The organism is Ruegeria sp. 6PALISEP08 (assembly GCF_001238295.1).
GTDB lineage: Bacteria > Pseudomonadota > Alphaproteobacteria > Rhodobacterales > Rhodobacteraceae > Ruegeria.
Window position 1 is genome coordinate 468,326 of record NZ_LGXZ01000001.1, and the last position, 16,843, is coordinate 485,168.

Annotated in this window: 17 protein-coding genes; 8 read left to right on the top strand and 9 right to left on the bottom strand. The window is 57.0% G+C overall.

From position 1 onward, the window contains the following. Window positions 1-27 precede the first annotated feature (27 nt). From ligA to ALB80_RS22795, 3 genes are all read left to right on the top strand, one after another. Window positions 28-2,280 (top strand): NAD-dependent DNA ligase LigA, encoded by a 2,253-nt coding sequence (gene ligA / locus ALB80_RS02405; RefSeq protein ID WP_050602407.1) that lies wholly within the window; start codon window positions 28-30, stop codon window positions 2,278-2,280. Beyond that, the gene (gene recG / locus ALB80_RS02410) at window positions 2,277-4,367 is read left to right on the top strand and encodes an ATP-dependent DNA helicase RecG (protein WP_050602408.1); all 2,091 of its coding nucleotides are present in this window, start codon (window positions 2,277-2,279) and stop codon (window positions 4,365-4,367) included. The genes ligA and recG overlap by 4 nt, the downstream gene beginning before the upstream one ends. Window positions 4,368-4,479: 112 nt before the next feature. Beyond that, window positions 4,480-4,602, top strand: a complete 123-nt coding sequence (locus ALB80_RS22795; protein ID WP_256364009.1) for a hypothetical protein — start codon at window positions 4,480-4,482, stop codon at window positions 4,600-4,602. A gap of 182 nt (window positions 4,603-4,784) precedes the next feature. Here the strand turns inward: ALB80_RS22795 and ALB80_RS02415 are convergent, their stop codons facing one another. Further along, complete coding sequence (locus tag ALB80_RS02415; RefSeq protein WP_050602409.1) at window positions 4,785-5,423, bottom strand: MarC family protein; 639 nt, start codon at window positions 5,421-5,423, stop codon at window positions 4,785-4,787. 58 nt (window positions 5,424-5,481) lie between these two features. Next, entirely contained in the window at window positions 5,482-5,934 is a 453-nt protein-coding gene (locus tag ALB80_RS02420; RefSeq protein ID WP_050602410.1) for an iron-sulfur cluster assembly scaffold protein, read from the bottom strand. A 67-nt stretch (window positions 5,935-6,001) separates the two neighbouring features. Here ALB80_RS02420 and hisI point away from each other — a divergent pair, with 67 nt between their 5' ends. Continuing rightward, window positions 6,002-6,373: a phosphoribosyl-AMP cyclohydrolase gene (gene hisI / locus ALB80_RS02425; RefSeq protein WP_050602411.1), complete on the top strand. Its 372-nt coding sequence runs from the start codon at window positions 6,002-6,004 to the stop codon at window positions 6,371-6,373. Between the two features lie 10 nt (window positions 6,374-6,383). Here the strand turns inward: hisI and gluQRS are convergent, their stop codons facing one another. From gluQRS to ALB80_RS02450, 4 genes are all read right to left on the bottom strand, one after another. Then, entirely contained in the window at window positions 6,384-7,265 is an 882-nt protein-coding gene (gluQRS, locus tag ALB80_RS02430; protein ID WP_050602412.1) for a tRNA glutamyl-Q(34) synthetase GluQRS, read from the bottom strand. Continuing rightward, the gene (locus ALB80_RS02435; protein WP_050602413.1) at window positions 7,262-7,876 is read right to left on the bottom strand and encodes a class I SAM-dependent methyltransferase; all 615 of its coding nucleotides are present in this window, start codon (window positions 7,874-7,876) and stop codon (window positions 7,262-7,264) included. Before ALB80_RS02435 ends, gluQRS begins: the two co-directional genes overlap by 4 nt. Before the next feature lie 37 nt (window positions 7,877-7,913). Further along, window positions 7,914-9,254 (bottom strand): methylenetetrahydrofolate--tRNA-(uracil(54)-C(5))-methyltransferase (FADH(2)-oxidizing) TrmFO, encoded by a 1,341-nt coding sequence (trmFO, locus tag ALB80_RS02440; RefSeq protein ID WP_050602573.1) that lies wholly within the window; start codon window positions 9,252-9,254, stop codon window positions 7,914-7,916. A 255-nt stretch (window positions 9,255-9,509) separates the two neighbouring features. After that, window positions 9,510-10,295 (bottom strand): enoyl-CoA hydratase, encoded by a 786-nt coding sequence (locus ALB80_RS02450; protein ID WP_050602415.1) that lies wholly within the window; start codon window positions 10,293-10,295, stop codon window positions 9,510-9,512. A 58-nt stretch (window positions 10,296-10,353) separates the two neighbouring features. Between ALB80_RS02450 and ALB80_RS02455 the strand changes: the two genes are divergently transcribed. Continuing rightward, entirely contained in the window at window positions 10,354-10,797 is a 444-nt protein-coding gene (locus ALB80_RS02455) for a PaaI family thioesterase (protein WP_050602416.1), read from the top strand. A 60-nt stretch (window positions 10,798-10,857) separates the two neighbouring features. Here the strand turns inward: ALB80_RS02455 and ALB80_RS02460 are convergent, their stop codons facing one another. Next, window positions 10,858-11,085, bottom strand: a complete 228-nt coding sequence (locus ALB80_RS02460; RefSeq protein WP_050602417.1) for a DUF1127 domain-containing protein — start codon at window positions 11,083-11,085, stop codon at window positions 10,858-10,860. Window positions 11,086-11,184: 99 nt separating this feature from the next. Here ALB80_RS02460 and ALB80_RS02465 point away from each other — a divergent pair, with 99 nt between their 5' ends. The 3 genes from ALB80_RS02465 (at window position 11,185) to rpsI (ending at window position 13,699) form a co-directional block, all read left to right on the top strand. Then, window positions 11,185-12,588, top strand: coding sequence for a PLP-dependent aminotransferase family protein (locus ALB80_RS02465; RefSeq protein ID WP_050602418.1), 1,404 nt, complete (start codon window positions 11,185-11,187; stop codon window positions 12,586-12,588). Between the two features lie 161 nt (window positions 12,589-12,749). Further along, window positions 12,750-13,208, top strand: a complete 459-nt coding sequence (rplM, locus tag ALB80_RS02470; RefSeq protein WP_050602419.1) for a 50S ribosomal protein L13 — start codon at window positions 12,750-12,752, stop codon at window positions 13,206-13,208. A 5-nt stretch (window positions 13,209-13,213) separates the two neighbouring features. Beyond that, the gene (rpsI, locus tag ALB80_RS02475) at window positions 13,214-13,699 is read left to right on the top strand and encodes a 30S ribosomal protein S9 (protein WP_050602574.1); all 486 of its coding nucleotides are present in this window, start codon (window positions 13,214-13,216) and stop codon (window positions 13,697-13,699) included. A 67-nt stretch (window positions 13,700-13,766) separates the two neighbouring features. Here rpsI and ALB80_RS02480 read toward each other — a convergent pair whose 3' ends face one another. Further along, on the bottom strand, window positions 13,767-14,927 hold the full coding sequence (locus tag ALB80_RS02480; RefSeq protein ID WP_157054125.1) for an ABC transporter substrate-binding protein: 1,161 nt from the start codon (window positions 14,925-14,927) through the stop codon (window positions 13,767-13,769). A gap of 25 nt (window positions 14,928-14,952) precedes the next feature. Continuing rightward, window positions 14,953-16,839, bottom strand: a complete 1,887-nt coding sequence (locus ALB80_RS02485; protein WP_083445165.1) for a long-chain fatty acid--CoA ligase — start codon at window positions 16,837-16,839, stop codon at window positions 14,953-14,955. Window positions 16,840-16,843: the final 4 nt, after the last annotated feature.

Sequence of the window (16,843 nt, forward strand, 5' to 3'; positions counted from 1 at the left end):
TCCAAGAACGCGTGACAGGGCGAGGCCATGAGCAATTCTATTTCCATCTCTGATCTGACCGAAGACCAAGCGCGCGCCGAATTGGCGCGTCTGGCGGATGTGTTGTCTCGGGCGAACACGCTGTATCACGGGGCAGATGCGCCTGAGATTTCAGATGCGGAATACGATACGCTGAAACGCCGGAATGCCGAGATCGAGGCGCAGTTCCCGAACCTCAAACGCAGCGACAGCCCAAGCGAACAGGTCGGAGCCCGCGCAGCAGACGGGTTTTCCAAGGTCACGCATGCCATGCGCATGATGTCGCTGGGCAATGCCTTTGACGATGAAGATGTGGCCGACTTCGACCGTTCGATCCGAAAATACCTCGGGTTGGCCGCGGACACGCCGCTGGCTTTCACAGCAGAGCCCAAGATTGATGGCTTATCCTTGTCCTTGCGATACGAGGATGGCGAACTGATTCAAGCCGCAACTCGTGGAGATGGTGAAGTTGGTGAGAATGTCACCGCCAACGCCCGCACGGTCTCGGACATTCCGCAAAGGATCGAGGGCGCGCCTGCTGTGCTAGAGGTGCGGGGCGAGGTCTATATGTCCCACGCGGACTTCGAGGCGCTGAATGCCCGACAGACAGAGCGGGGCGGAAAGCCTTTTGCCAATCCACGTAACGCAGCGGCCGGGTCTTTGCGACAACTGGATTCGGAAATCACACGGTCCCGTCCGCTGAAGTTTTTCGCCTATGCGTGGGGAGAACTGTCAGAGCCCTTGGCTGACACGCAAATTGGGGCGATTGATCGGCTGAAATCGCTTGGGTTTTCAACGAATGGTCTGACCCGCCTATGCGCTACAACTCAAGAGATGTTAGAGCATTATCAAGATATTGAGACGCAACGTTCAACCTTGGGGTATGATATCGACGGTGTTGTTTACAAGGTCAACGACTTGTCGCTCCAGGCGCGATTGGGGTTCCGCTCGACCACACCGCGATGGGCAATTGCGCATAAATTCCCCGCCGAACTGGCCTGGACGAGGCTGGAAGCGATCGACATTCAGGTTGGTCGCACCGGCGCGCTCAGCCCTGTGGCTCGGTTGCATCCAGTGACAGTTGGCGGTGTGGTGGTGTCCAACGCGACCTTGCACAACGAAGATTATATTGCCGGGCGTGATGCCAAGGGCGGTACGATCCGTGAGGGTAAGGATATCCGTATCGGCGACTGGGTACAGGTCTATCGTGCGGGTGACGTGATCCCGAAAGTGTCAGATGTAGACCTGTCGAAACGTCCGTCTGATGCTCAGCCTTTTGCGTTCCCGACCCTCTGCCCAGAATGTCAAAGTGCAGCGATCCGCGAGGAAGGCGACGCCGTGCGCCGCTGTACAGGTGGCTTGATCTGCCCCGCGCAGGCCGTTGAAAAGTTGAAACATTTCGTCTCGCGCAAAGCGTTTGACATCGAAGGTCTGGGCGCAAAACAGATCGAGATGTTCTACGATGATCCGGTCCTGCCGATAAATACGCCTGCGGATATCTTCACACTGGAACAGCGCGACAAGGGTAATCTGGCCCGGTTGAAAAACCGGGATGGATGGGGGGAGACCTCGGCCGGGAATCTGTTTGCTGCGATTGACGAAAAACGGACAATTCCGTTTGCGCGCCTGTTGTTTGCCTTGGGTATTCGACATGTGGGTGAGGTCGGCGCGCGTGATCTGGCGCTGTATTACCGCGAGTGGGATGCCATGGCGCAAGCGCTGGACGCAGCGCGCCCGGCCGCTCTGGCTCAACGGCAAGCCGAAGAGGCGGAAGATTCTGAACGGGCAGCAGCCCTGGCCGAAGACCGCCGCGCCCGCGTCAAAGAAGTACGTGATGCGGCCATTGTAGCAGCCTGTGTTCCTTCAGAGGCCAATGCGGCTTGGTCTGATCTGATCGGTATCGATGGGATCGGCGCAACGCTTGGTCTGTCTCTGTCCGACGCATTTGCAAATCAGGAAGAGAGGCGCGCATTTGACACATTACGCAAGGAACTGACGGTCGTTGCACCTGATGCACCCGCGTCGGATAGTCCAGTGGCAGGCAAAACTGTTGTGTTTACCGGAACGTTGGAAAAGATGACGCGCGCCGAAGCCAAGGCTCGGGCCGAAGCGTTGGGGGCTAAAGTTTCAGGCTCGGTCAGCAAGAAAACCGATATTCTGGTTGCAGGTCCTGGCGCTGGATCGAAAGCGAAAAAGGCCGCAGAACTGGGAATCGAAACCTTGGATGAGGATGGCTGGCTACAGCTGGTCGAAGGCGCATGAGCGGACGGCCCGAGCAGCTTTTCCCGCTTTTTGCGGGTTTGGAGACGCTGGACGGTGTCGGCCCAAAGACTGCGCAGATCATGGCACAGACCGGCGTGGAAAGCCCGCGCGATGTTCTGTTTGGTCTGCCATACGCGGTGGTTGATCGGCGCAGGCGCGATACGATTCAGGGCGCTGATCTTCCTGCCACGTTGACAGTTGAAGTGACGGTGGGAACGCATCGCCCCCCGCGCAACAAGGGTGGGGCCTATCGCGTTCATGTCGAAGACAGTCAGGCCGATTTCCAGCTGGTCTTCTTTCATGCGCGCGGGGATTATCTGAAAAAGGTGCTGCCTGAGGGATCGCGCAGGGTGGTTTCAGGCAAGTTGGAATTGTTCGACGGCTTGGCCCAGATGGTGCATCCGGACCACATGCTACCGGTCGAACAGACCCAAGAGATCCCGGAATTCGAACCGGTCTATCATCTGACACAAGGGTTGACCCAGAAAACCGCGTTCAAGGCCAGCCGCAGCGCGTTGGCGCGCGCGCCCGAGCTTGAGGAATGGATCGACCCTGCGCAGGTGGCGCAACAAAACTGGCCGGATTGGGCTTCGGCCATTCAAGCCGGGCACAACCCTCAAGGGGCGGATGACGTCGCCCCGTTTGCACCCGCGCGGCAGCGTTTGGCCTATGACGAGCTTTTTGCGCATCAGTTGACACTGGCCTTGGCCCGCCAACGGGAACGAAAATCCCGTGGAATCGTCAGCGTTGCGACGGGAGCTTTGCAATCCAAGGTGCTGGACAGCCTTCCTTATCGCCCGACCGGAGCCCAAAGCCGCGCGGTCGCGGAAATCTCGGCAGATATGGCATCAGACGCCCGGATGAACCGGCTGCTTCAGGGCGATGTGGGGGCGGGTAAGACACTGGTGGCTTTTATGGCCTTGCTGATCGCGGTCGAGGCCGGCGGGCAGGGGGTGATGATGGCCCCAACCGAGATACTTGCGCGCCAGCATCTGGAAGGGTTGCGACCGTTGGCCGAAGAGGCCGGGGTGGTTTTGGAACTGCTCACCGGACGCGACAAAGGTGCCGAGCGTCGCGCCAAGCTTGAGGCTCTGAAACAGGGCAATATTCATATTCTGGTGGGCACCCATGCCGTGTTTCAGAGTGATGTGGAGTTCAAGGCTCTGCGACTGGCAGTCGTAGACGAACAGCATCGGTTTGGCGTTCGGCAGAGGATGGAGTTGTCAGAAAAGGGGCAGGGTGCCGACGTTCTGGTAATGACGGCGACGCCGATTCCACGCAGCCTGGCGCTTGCGCAATATGGGGACATGGATGTCTCGGTGCTGGACGAAAAGCCGCCGGGACGTAAACCGATCAAGACGGCGATTGTCACCACCCAGCGCATGGATGAGGTCGTTTCGCATCTGCGTCGCGCGATTGAAGAGGGGCGCCAGTGTTATTGGGTCTGTCCGTTAGTCGACGAATCCGAGGTCTCGGACCTGACCGCCGCCGAAGAACGGTTCAAACGCCTGCGCGCTGTTTTGGGGGAAGGCGTGGTGGGGCTGGTTCATGGACAGATGCCACCCGCCGACAAGGACGCGGCCATGAGCGCCTTTCAGATAGGCGAGAGCAAGGTTTTGGTGGCGACGACCGTTATCGAAGTCGGAGTTAATGTGCCCAACGCCACGATCATGGTCATTGAGCGGGCCGAGATTTTTGGCCTGGCGCAGCTGCACCAATTGCGTGGTCGTGTGGGGCGCGGCGACGCGGACTCGACGTGCCTGTTGATGTATCAACCGCCGCTCAGCGACGGCGGGCGCAAACGGTTGGAGGTTCTGCGCGAAACCGAAGACGGGTTTCGCATTTCCGAAACCGATCTGGAAATGCGCGGGGCTGGGGATCTGATCGGAACAGCGCAGTCGGGCCTGCCAAAATTCCGCATTGCCGATCTGGAACGTCAGGCTGGATTGATGGCTGTGGCCCAATCTGATGCCCGGGCTTTGCTGACTGCCGACCCCAAACTGACCTCAGACCGGGGGCGGGCGGCGCGTGTTCTACTTTGGCTGATGAAACAGGATCAGGCGATCCGTTTGATTTCAGTGGGTTAGTCGAGAAGTTCCGAAAAGTTCACAAATGTTCTCAAAAAGTTCTTTACTGACTCGGGTAAATATGAGAACAAAAGGTCAACAAAGGATTAAAACTCTGACCGGAGGTGACCCTATGCTGACCCAGATCAAGACCGCTTTCAGCCGTGCGCAATCGACCATCTTTCAAGATGCAGTTGGCGTGATGTCCTTGGTCGTGATCCTGATGGTGGCCCTTCACTTGCCGGTTGGTTTCTAAGCCTTTCTGCCTGCGATCTCGTGCCGAAAAACCGCGCTGTCATCCCCATTTCAGTCAAGGGTGACCTGCCTGTCCCAAACCCCTTGAGGGGCCATGCCTCGGCCCCGCGCGGTGAACCGGACCCCACACGAGACACGCAATGCCTGCCGCCGCCCTTTCGCCCGGAAGGTGCGGCGGTTTTTTTATAGCTGGCCGGTTTTGAAAATCTCAAGCAACGCGGACAGGACGGAATTGACCGCAACCGAGGCCAGGATCATCCCCATGATACGGCTGATGATCGCCGCACCCGAATGTCCGATCAGGCGAATGATCGGCTCCGCCAGAAGCATCAGAACAAAAGCAACCAACAGTACGGACAGCATGACCAAAGCAGTGATTCCCTGGTCCGTTGCACTGTACCGGTGGTTATCCGTCAGGATCACGACGGCCAGCATCGCCCCGGGTGAGGCCAGTGAGGGCACGGCGAGGGGAAAGATTGCCGGATTTTGCTTGTGATACTTGTCTTCCTGATCTTCTTCAGCTTGCCGCTGCTCGATCTCTTGTTTGCTTTCGCCGAAGATCATGGTCAGCGCAAAAAGGAACAGGATGATGCCGCCTGCCACCTGAAAGGAATTCAGGCCTATATCCAGCGCCTCGATCAGCAATTGTCCGAAAACCAGGAAGAACAGAAGAACCCCGGCACTGATGAGCGACGCCAACAAAGCCGTTTTGCGTCGAGATGCTGCGGTGAGGCCTGCGGTGACAGCGATAAATACAGGAATTGTCCCAATCGGGTCAATGACGACCCAAAGCGTCACGAAATGTTCAAGCAAATTGTTCAAACCCACCCCTCCTTAAATCTTAGCGGAAGGTAAACGGGTTTACCTCAAATAGCTACAATCAGGCGCAGTGCGCCTGTTCCGCCTGCGCCATGGCTTCGGCCGTGGCGTCCAATACTAGCAGGATCGAGGCGTGCCGGTTCTTGTAGTCCCTTGCAGGCATCAGAACCTCAAGGCCGTCAAAGGGCGCATCCGGGGCAGGCCCGTCTTTCTTGAGCATGGCGGTTAGTTGGCCGCGCGCAGCTTCGATTTGAGCGCGGGTCGCGCCAATGATAGCATCCCCGACAACCGCAGCCGAGGCTTGACCCAAGGCGCAGGCTTTGACGTCCTGACCAAAGGCACTGACACAACCGTCTTGAACCTTCACATCCACCGTCACGGTCGAACCGCACAGCGGCGAGCGTTTCTTGACCGTCGCGTCCGGGTTGTCCAGACGGTCCAGATGCGGAATGTCCGCCGCCAGCGCCAGAATGCGCCCAGAGTACAACTTGATCAGATCGTTCTCGCCGCTCATGGCTTTCCCTCGTCGTGTGTTCCTCATACATAGTGGTCACCCCACCGGATGCAAAAGGTTTTTCGAGATGACTGATACCGTCGTGTTTGATCCAGCGACCCTGAAATACAATGACGCCGGCCTGATCCCGGCCATTGCGCAGGACGATGTGTCAGGCGAGGTTCTGATGATGGCTTGGATGAATGCCCAGGCTGTTGAAAAGACACTGGAAACGGGCAGGGTGACCTATTGGTCGCGGTCGCGTCAATCTTTCTGGATCAAGGGCGAAACCTCGGGGCATGTGCAGGAGTTGGTGGATTTTCGGATCGATTGCGATCGGGATTGCCTGCTGGTGCTGGTGCGTCAGACCGGGGCCGCCTGCCACACCAATCGCCGAACCTGTTTCTACACAGCTGTTCGTGATGGAAACGAGACAGAACTGATGGCTCCTATGGAGTAAGAGTGCCAGATCAAAGCCCGACCAGGCGCCGAATATCTGCAGGGCTGGCCCCTTCAGCGCGATATTTCGAGATCGCGCGCGCATCGTCGCGCTTGGCCAATCGTTTGCCGGCATCATCACGGACCAGATCGTGGTGAAAATACGCAGGCGTTGGCAAGTCCAGCAGCACTTGAAGCAGGACATGAATGCGGGTGGCTTCGAACAAATCCTGACCTCGGACCACCTGCGTGATTAATTGCGCGGCGTCGTCAAGGACAACGGACAAATGGTAAGACGTACCCATGTCTCGACGGGACAGAACAACATCGCCAACGGTTGCTTCCAATTCATCAGGGGTGAAGGCTATCGTTCCGGTTTCCCCGTCAGGCCCTGAACAAAGTTCGGTGAATTGAAACCTGGAACTGTCGTGAATCGCTTGGCAAGCTTTGGAAATGTCCAGCCGCACTGCTTCGTGTTTTGGACGAGGGTGCTGGGTTAAGTCTTTGTCTGCATGCAATTTTCGACAAGTTCCGGGATAGATTATTCCGTCCGGCCCGTGCAGCGGTGCGCCTTCCTGCGGAGCGCTGGTTGCAGCGGCAATATCTTTGCGGTTACAGGTGCAGGGATACAGAAAGCCCTGCGCCCAGAGGTGATTCAGGGCAGCGTCGTAGACCGCCATGCGATCCGACTGGCGCATAACCGGACGTGGCCAATTCATGCCCAGCCAAGCCAGATCATCATAGATCTGATCCTCCCAATGCTGTCGCGAACGAGATTGGTCGATATCCTCGATCCGCAGCAGGAATTGACCACATTCAGCTGTGGCCATGTCGCTGGCTATCATCGCGGAATAAGCGTGTCCCAGATGAAGTGGCCCGGTTGGGGAAGGCGCGAAGCGCGTTATAAAAGTCACGCTTTTTCTAGAACATACACGTCAGAGTTAAGGTTGATGCCGGGCAAATGTGGCCCATGTTCACGAAACAGCAAACGTGCGGCCCCCATGTCGACCCAATCGGTGATGCGGCAGGTGAATGTGTGATCTGCCAGCGCGTGATCATTCAAAGACAACGCAAACAGTCCTCCTTTGGGTAAAGCGTGCATCAAAACGTCGAATGTCTCTGGCGGCGCTGCACCCTGACCGATGGCACCGATGGCCGTGATAACTGAATAGGCATCACGCTTGAGTGGAGCAGGCTTGGTGATATCAAAGCCGGTCAGCGTTTTGTAAACACCTTTAGCCTTTGCTTCTTCCAGCATTTTGGGGGTGGGGTCCATGCCATCGATAATTTCAAACCCGACTGCGCGCAAAGCCTGACCGGAAAGTCCGGTTCCACATCCAAAATCCAGAATCCGAGTTTCAGGGTGAGGGTGGACAGACCACAAAGCCGCCGCTACGCGACCGGGGGTGACGTACCCGTGATCTTCGACCTCTTCATCATAGGTCGCAGCCCAGTTCTTGTAATGCGATTCAGTCTCTTGTGGCGTGCCGAGGTTGTAGGTGCTGTCTAGGAACTTGTCGGTCATAACTGCATGCTAAGCCGAGACCACATTGTGCGTCCAGTCAGCAATGCTCCAACCAGGTGCTCCATTCCGACTTGGCACGGTCCGTATAGGCTTTGTATCGGTCCTTCCGGCCGCGCCGCCCACCTTTCAGGCCGTCTACCGGTCGGAATAAGCCAAAGTTCACATTCATTGGCTGAAATGTCTTGGCCTCGGCCCCGCCCGTGATGTGATGGATCAAGGCGCCCATGGCGCTGTCTTGTGGCAATTCCGGCAGGTCGCGGCCCAAGATTTCGGCGGCGGCCAGACGCCCGGCCAGCAACCCCATTGCTGCGCTTTCGACATAACCCTCAACACCTGTGATCTGCCCGGCAAACCGGATGTTGGGTTTCGATTTCAACCGCATCTGCGCATCAAGCAGCGTGGGCGAGTTGATGAACGTGTTGCGGTGAATGCCGCCCAATCGTGCGAAACTTGCGTTCTCAAGGCCGGGGATCATACGGAACACCTCGGTCTGTGCGCCATATTTCATCTTGGTCTGGAACCCCACGATATTGAACAGTGTGCCCAATGCGTTGTCACGGCGCAGTTGCACCACGGCATGAGATTTCACGTCCGGCGCATGCGGATTGGTCAAGCCAACAGGTTTCATCGGACCATGGCGCAAAGTCTCGCGCCCGCGTTCTGCCATGACTTCGATGGGCAAGCAGCCGTCAAAGTAGCCAGCTGTTTCTCCTTCGTGAAACTCGGCCTTGTCAGCGGCCAAAAGCGCGTCGATGAACGCCTCATACTGATCACGGTCCATCGGACAGTTCAGATAGGCTGTGCGCTCTTCTTCAGTCTCTCCCTTGTCATACCGCGATTGCATCCAAGCCTTCGACATATCGATGCTATCGGCATAGACGATGGGGGCAATGGCATCAAAGAAGGCCAGCGCCTCGGCACCTGTTTCCGTGCGGATCGCTTCACTCAGCGCAGGCGAGGTCAGAGGCCCGGTTGCAAAGATCCATTGGCCATCATCGGGCAGGGCGGTCACTTCTTCGTCCGTGACCGATATACGCGGATGGGCGCGGAGTTTTGCAGTGACGCTTGCGGCAAAGGGATCGCGATCCACCGCCAGAGCCCCTCCGGCGGGCAAACGATGGGAATCAGCGGTTGTCATGATCAGCCCGTTGGCGGCCCGCATTTCCCAATGCAACAGGCCCACCGCGTTCTGTTCGTCATCATCCGACCGGAACGAGTTCGAGCACACCATTTCAGCCAGATTGCCGGTTTGATGGGCAAATGTGCCAACCGTGGGGCGCATTTCATGGATCACCACGTCAACGCCCATTTCAGCCGCTTGCCACGCCGCCTCGGATCCGGCCATTCCGCCGCCTACAATATGCAAAACTTGTGTCATGCGCTGCCACATAGGGCAGACCACAATCGGGCGCAACTCAGCCAGCGCTGATTTAGCCAATTTTAAAGGGGAATCTTGGGGTCGCCGCTGCGGGAATGTCAGCGCTGGTGAGAGAGACCAGCTGGAGGGACCTTCCGCCCACGACGACCCAAAAGTGTCCTGAGGCCTCAGCCTCGACCCAGCTTTGCCACAGAGTCGCCGTTTTGAAAAGTGCTAAAATCAAAACAGTGGCAAAAAATATGCAAAACAATTGCCTCATTGGGTCCAATTCGGAGGGCGTTTTTCAATAAAGGCGGAAATGCCTTCTTCTGTATCCCGGTGCAGCATATTCTGCGCCATTACGTCTCCGGTATAGGCATAGGCCTGATCCAAAGGCATCTGAAGCTGTTGATAAAACGCTTCTTTCCCGATTTTGACGGCGGCCCCAAGCTTGGAGGCAACCAGTTCGGCCAGCGTGTCGGCCTCATGTTCCAGCAACATTTCCGGGACGGCGCGATTGATCAGCCCAAGCTCTGCAGCGCGCTCGGCTGAGATGAATGTGCCAGTGGTCAGCATCTCAAAAGCCTGTTTCCTGGGTATATTGCGGCTTAGCGCAACCATGGGGGTCGAGCAAAACAGTCCGATATTCACGCCGTTCACACCAAATCGCGTGCCTTCGGCCGCTATGGCCATGTCGCAGGTCGCCACCAACTGGCACCCGGCGGCCGTGGCAATGCCATGGACCTGAGCTATCACGGGCTGGGGCAGGGATTGGATTGACATCATCATCTGGGCGCAGCGCGCAAACAGATCCTGGAAATAGGCTTTGCCTCCATCTTCGGATTGACGTCCGGCTGTCATCTGCTTCAGGTCATGCCCCGCGCAGAACGCTTTTCCAGCACCCGCCAGGATCACCGCGCGGATGGTTCTGTCATCGCGCAAGGCATCAAGTTCGGCCTGAAGCGCTTCCAGCATCTCTTCACTCAGTGCGTTTAACCGCTCTGGGGCGTTCATTGTCAGCCGTGCAACTGCGCCTGTGTCGTTACGTTCCAGAATTGCCATCTTGCCCTCCGATCCCAAGTTGGGCCAACTCTAGGTCGGGAAGAGCAGGAGGGAAAGTATGGCTTTGGCAATGAATCGGGATGAACTGTCGCAATACCTCAACGAGGTGTTCCCTCAGGTGCATCAGGACTTTGTTGTCGAAGATCTGACGGAGGACACCATCACCATGCGTCTTGTGGTGCAGGAACGACATCTGCGCCCCGGCGGCACAGTGTCAGGGCCGTCCATGTTTGGTCTGGCGGATGTCAGTGTCTATGCGATGGTTTTGGCGCGAAAGGGGCGGCAATCCTTGGTGGTGACGACCAACAGTTCATTGGATTTTCTGCGCAAGCCAGCCGGGGGCGTCGACTTGATTGCAAGCTGCCGATTGCTGAAGCTGGGCAGGACGCTGGCGGTTGGGGACGTCTTGATCTTTTCCGAAGGCGTGGATGGTCCGGTTGCACGTGCAACGATGACCTATTCTATTCCGCCTGCAGGCTCTGCAGCGGCACAATTCGGATAAAAAAGGCCGGGGACAGGCCCCGGCCCAGGAAGAGGTCCCAAAATTGGGACTGGGGATTCCTTAAACCTGCCAGAAACAGCGCTTTACTTCGCGGTGTGCCTGGCGACGGGTCAGGCCGACATCCTGTAGCAGCCGGTCATCCAGATAGCCCAGGTTGACGCGGCTGCGCCGACGGCGCTCCCATTGAGTGACAGCCGCCGCAAACCGCACGGCCAGTGATGCGATCAGAGGCAGCCGAGGGCTGTCGTTCAGCAGCATAAGGGCGGGGTTGTGCATCGTGCGTGTCATCTTGGTATTCCTTTCAAATTGTATTGACACAAAGTAGTAACTTTCGGTACAAGAGCTTGATACATTCGACATTGTGTCAAATGCAAAGGAAGAATTGTAATGGATACAATTTGGCCAGACACATTGCCAAAATCCAAGGGGCCAAAATACACCTTGGTCGCCGATACAATTCGAAAAGCGATCGAAAACAAAACGTTAGATATCGGAGCCAAGCTGCCGCCCGTGCGTGAACTTGCTTTTCGGTTGCAGATCACACCGGGCACAGTTGCGCGGGCTTATACGATTCTGACGGATGAGGGCTTGCTACAAGCCGAGGTTGGACGTGGTACATTTGTCGCTCCTCCGAAATCTCCGATTCTGGACGATGTCTGGTCGCGGCAACTTCACCTCGCCGAGGCGCAAAACGCCAACCACGTCAGCTTGTTCAGCCCACGTTTGGTGGATATGGGGCAGGTTTCGCTGGTGCGTGAATGTTTGCAGAAGGTGGCGCAGTCTGATCCGGCCTTGTTCATGAGTTATCCGACGCGCGACGCCTACAAACCCATGCGGCAGGTGGTTGTCGATTGGTTGTCGGATTTGCCACTGGGTCAATTGACGGATGACGACATTGTACTGACCCATGGGGGGCAGAACGGGTTGTGTCTTGTGTTTCAAAGCATCCTTCAGGGTCCTAAACCAGTCGTGCTGGTTGAAGATCTGTCTTATGCCGGGTTCCGTCGCGCGGGTGAACTGATGCGGGCTGAAGTGGTTGGTATTCGAATGGACAAGTGGGGCATTGATCCAACCGCCATGGAACATGTGCTGCGCCAGACGCCAGCCCAGATCATCTGTGTCTCACCCGAGGTACAAAACCCCACCGCATTGCACACTCCCCTGGAACGGCGGAAAGAGGTGGTCGAGATTGCGCGACGTTTCGATGTGCAGATCGTCGAGGATGATTGCTACCGGATGGGCGATGCCAAGGAACCCAGCTTTCGTGCGCTTGCACCTGAACGGGGTTGGCATGTGTCTTCGATCTCCAAGATACTGACCCCGGCGTTACGGGTCGGGTTCGCAATCGCCCCGAAAGACCGCAGCGCAGATCTGCGCCGGTCGGCGGAATACGGGTATTTCGGGTTGGCGCAGCCACTGGCAGAATTAACGCGGCTTTTGTTGTCCGACCCTCGAACCCGGCAAATCGCCAAGGACGTGCGCATGAGGATGGGGGATTACGTTCGTGTGGCAGTGAATGCATTAGGTGGTTTTGATCTGAACTGGGCCCCGGATGTCCCCTTTGTCTGGCTGAATCTGCCGTCCGGCTGGCGTGCCGCGGCCTTTAGCCGTGCGGCAGAGCGTGAGGGGATTCAACTACGTTCGGCAGATGAGTTCGCACTCCGTGATGGGCGCGCGCCCAACGCGGTGCGTATTGCAGTGAACGGGCATGTTTCGTTGCAACGGTTCGAGAACGCGATGGTGCGGCTGCGAAATCTGTTGGACAATCCACCTGAGCAAATCAGTGTCTGAAATTGGGGTAAAATAATACCTATTTTGTAAGTTGTTGTTTTAGCATACTAAAAACTGATCCGCTGTGCTTGACCTGCGCGCAAGCACCCCATAGAACCCATCCATCGAATTCGGACCGCTCCGCTGGGGCGGTCTTTCACATCAAACAGGACTATCCTGCCATGAAAACCTTTTCTGCAACACCTGCAGACATCGACAAGAAATGGATCCTGATCGACGCCGAGGGCGTTGTTCTGGGCCGTCTTGCCTCGATCGTCGCCATGCGCCTGCGTGGCAAGCACAAAGCGTCGTTCACCCCGAACATGGACATGGGCGACAACGTCATCGTGATCAACGCTGACAAAATCCAGATGACCGGCAAGAAGCGCGAAGAAAACTTCTACTGGCACACTGGCCACCCGGGCGGCATCAAGTCGCGCACCAAGCAGCAGATCCTCGAGGGCAAGCACCCCGAGCGCGTCGTGACCCAGGCGGTCAAGCGCATGCTGCCGGGCAACCGCCTGTCGCGTCAGGTTATGACGAACCTGCGCGTCTACGCTGGTGCCGAGCATCCTCATGAGGCGCAAGCGCCCGAAGTTCTGGACGTTAAGTCCATGAACAAGAAAAACACCCGGAGCTAATGACCATGGCTGATCAGATCAATACTCTCGAAGAGCTGAGCGCCGTTGCAGGCGTTGAGGTTGTGGCCGAAGAAGTCATCGTGCGTGAACCCGTACGTGACGAACTGGGCCGTTCCTACGCAACCGGCAAGCGTAAAGACGCTGTCGCACGCGTTTGGATCAAACCGGGCTCCGGCAAAGTCACCGTGAACGGCAAAGACCAGGACGTGTACTTCGCGCGCCCCGTTCTGCAGCTGATCCTGCGCCAGCCGTTTCAGGTTGCCGGCGTAGAAGGCGAGTTCGACGTTGTTGCAACCGTCAAAGGCGGTGGCCTGACCGGTCAGGCCGGTGCGGTCAAGCACGGCATCTCGAAAGCGCTACAACTGTACGATCCGAGCCTGCGTGGCGCTCTGAAAGCCGCAGGCTTCCTGACCCGCGACAGCCGGGTTGTGGAACGTAAGAAATTCGGTAAGCGCAAAGCCCGCCGTTCGTTCCAGTTCTCCAAGCGTTAATCGCCGGGAATATCCAAATAGAAAGGGCTCGCTCTCGCGAGCCCTTTTTCTTTGCGTCTACATTGGTTTATTCCTCGTAAACCAGCTTCCACGTTCCGTTTTCAACGACATTGACGAACACGGTATCCGCGCCTTGATGATCATCCGGTCCATAGGTGATGTGGTTGCCGACCAGATCGTCCTGATAGTCCAGCGATTCCATGGCTTCGATAAAGCTGTCATGAGTCAGGTCCGGGCCTGCGGCCTCAAGCGCTTTGACCATCATCTCGGCAGCAGAATAGCCCAGCATTGCGAACCCAACCGGATCTTCACCCGTGGCGGCTTTGTACTCTTCGATAAATGCGGCGGGTGCGGGATCATCCGCGCGGGCCCACAGATCCTGCCATGAGGCAGCAGCATAGAACCCTTCGGTCACGCCTCCGGGAACTTTCGCCACGACTGTCAGGAAACTGGCCGAGGTGCCCAGGAATTTCATATCCGCCAGGCCCATCTTCTTGGCTGTGCCAACTACGGTAATTGCCTGGCGAACGCCCAGCGCCATCGTGACAATGTCACAGCCTTCTTCCTTGAGTTTGCTGAGTGAGCCCACGAAATCGGTCTCATCTGGCTTATGCGTGGTTTCGGATCCAAATGTGATCCCGGCCTCTTCCGCCCCGGCCTTGCTGCCTTCCAGAATTTCCTCACCAAAATCGGTGGGCAGATACATTGTGCAAACGGTTTGCGATCCAAATTCACCCGCGAGGTATTTCACGCCAACGCGGGCTTGATCATAGTAAGTTGAGAACGAGGTGAACTTGTTGCGCATCGGCTCTTGCAACATCTGCCGCGCTGCCGTCAGGGGGGCGACGTTGGGAATGCCCTTTGGATCCAAAAGTTTGAACCCGGCCATGTTCATCGGTGTGCCCAGAGATTGCAGCATCGCAAAAACTTTGTCCCGGTTCAGCAGTTTGTTATAGCCCTGCATGGCACGCGGCATTTGATAGCCGTTGTCTTCGACAACAAAGCGGATTTGTCGACCGTGCACGCCTCCAGCTGCATTGACACGGTCAAACACGACATTTGCGCCTTTGGTGGCAGGAACGCCAACAGCAGCGAATATGCCGCTTAGATCGTTGACCGACCCGATGACGATTTCATCATCGGTGACGCCTTGGGTTTGGGCCAAACCCATGGTCGCCGTGGCGGTCAAGGCCGTGGCGGCAGCCAATAGTTTGAATGAATTTCTCATCTCTCTCCTCCCGAAATTCCTTTGATTAACTGTACATGTCTTCAATCAGATGTCCGTGCTTCTTTTCCACCAGCCCGCGTTTCAACTTCATCGTGGCGGTAAGTTCGTCGTCTTCGGCGGTCAAAAGTACGTCTATCAGCCGGAAATCCTTGATCTGCTCGACCCGTGCAAATTCACCGTTCACGGCTGTAACCTCGGCACCGATCAGATCGCGGATCTCGGGCGCGGCACATAGCGAGGCGAAGTTCGAAAACGGGATTTTGCGGTCCTGGGCAAACTTCTCGACATTCTCCTGATCGATCATGATCAGGGCCGTCAGGTATTTGCGCCTGTCACCGATCAGGATCGCGTCAGAAATATAGTGACTGAACTTCAACCGGCTTTCGATCTCAGCCGGGGTGATGTTCTTACCGCCTGCTGTGATGATGATGTCTTTCATGCGGCCCGTGATGGTGACGTAGCCATCCTTGTCGATATGCCCCATATCCCCTGTGCGCAGCCAACCGTCTGCTGTAAAAGTCTCGGCCGTTTTGACGTTGTTGCGCCAATATCCCTGAAAAATGTTCATGCCTTTCAGCTGGATTTCACCGTCGTCTGAGATGCGAATGTCGCAGCCTTCAACGACTTTGCCGATGGTCCCGATCCTGTTGCTTTCGACGGTATTGAGCGTGGCAAGCCCCGAGGTTTCAGTCATCCCAAAACCTTCGACCAAAGGCACACCGATGGCCCAGTACCATTTCAACAGGTCAGTCGAAATCGGTGCAGCGCCGGTCCCGCCCCGACGTAGCTTGTCCATTCCCAGCATGCGGCGCAGGTTCTTCAGGACCAGTTGATCCCATATCCAGAATTGGGCGGTGATACTGGCAGGAACAGGTTTTCCTGCCGCTATGTAATCGGCGCGACGCGCGCCAGCTTTCAATGCCATAGCAAAGGCCGCGCGCCCCAACGGTGTGGCCTCCTGCGTCAGGATCTGCACATGCGCATAAATCTTTTCCCACACGCGCGGCACAGCGGTGAAGGTCGAGGGCGAGACCTCTTGCAGATTGGAAAAGACGGTCTCCGGGCTTTCTGCGAAATTCACCGTGCAGCGCGCCGCTAGCGGAAAATAGACCGACACATCCCGTTCCAGAATATGACAGAGCGGCAAGAAGCAAAGCTGCTCATCGCTGGCCAGAACCGGCAAGGCTCGTGCGCCGGATTCGATAGCGGCCAGGATATTTTCGTGACTCAGCATCGCGCCCTTGGGCTGCCCGGTGGTGCCCGAGGTATAGACAAGTAGGGCGGTATCCTGCGGTTTCCCCAGCGCGATTTCGGCCTCGAACCGACCGGGATCGGTGGCCTCGACCTTCTGGCCAAGCGCGTAGAGGTCGTCGATCATCATGCCGCGTGGGTGTTTGAGGTCGTGCAGACCTTCGTCTTCCAGAATGATCACCTTGATCAGATCCGGAACCTCAGTCTCGATTTCCAGGAATTTGTCCAGATGTTCTTCATCTTCGACGATCAGGAATTTGCTGCCACTGTCATTGATCAGGTATTGCAGCTGACTGGCAGAGTCTGTGGTGTAAACGCCCGAGGCTATCCCTCCGACACCCTGAATACCCATGTCGAACCAAGCCCATTCCTTGCGGTCCTCGGACAGGATCGAGACCACATCGCCGCGTTCCAGCCCCAGATTGCGCAACGCCAAACCGATCCATTTGGCGTGTTGCCAGTAATCGGCCCAGGAGTAGGATTTCCAGATGCCCAGATCTTTTTCCCGATGCGCGGTGCGGTCGCCCAACTCGGCACATCGGTGTTGAAACAATTCGCTGATGGTGATGCAGCCATCGACCCTTAGCGGCCGCTGACCCGTCGTTGCGTTAAAGCGCACGCCGTTGATGGTGGTCTGCGGGGGCAGGGGGGTGGCGTCCATCCGT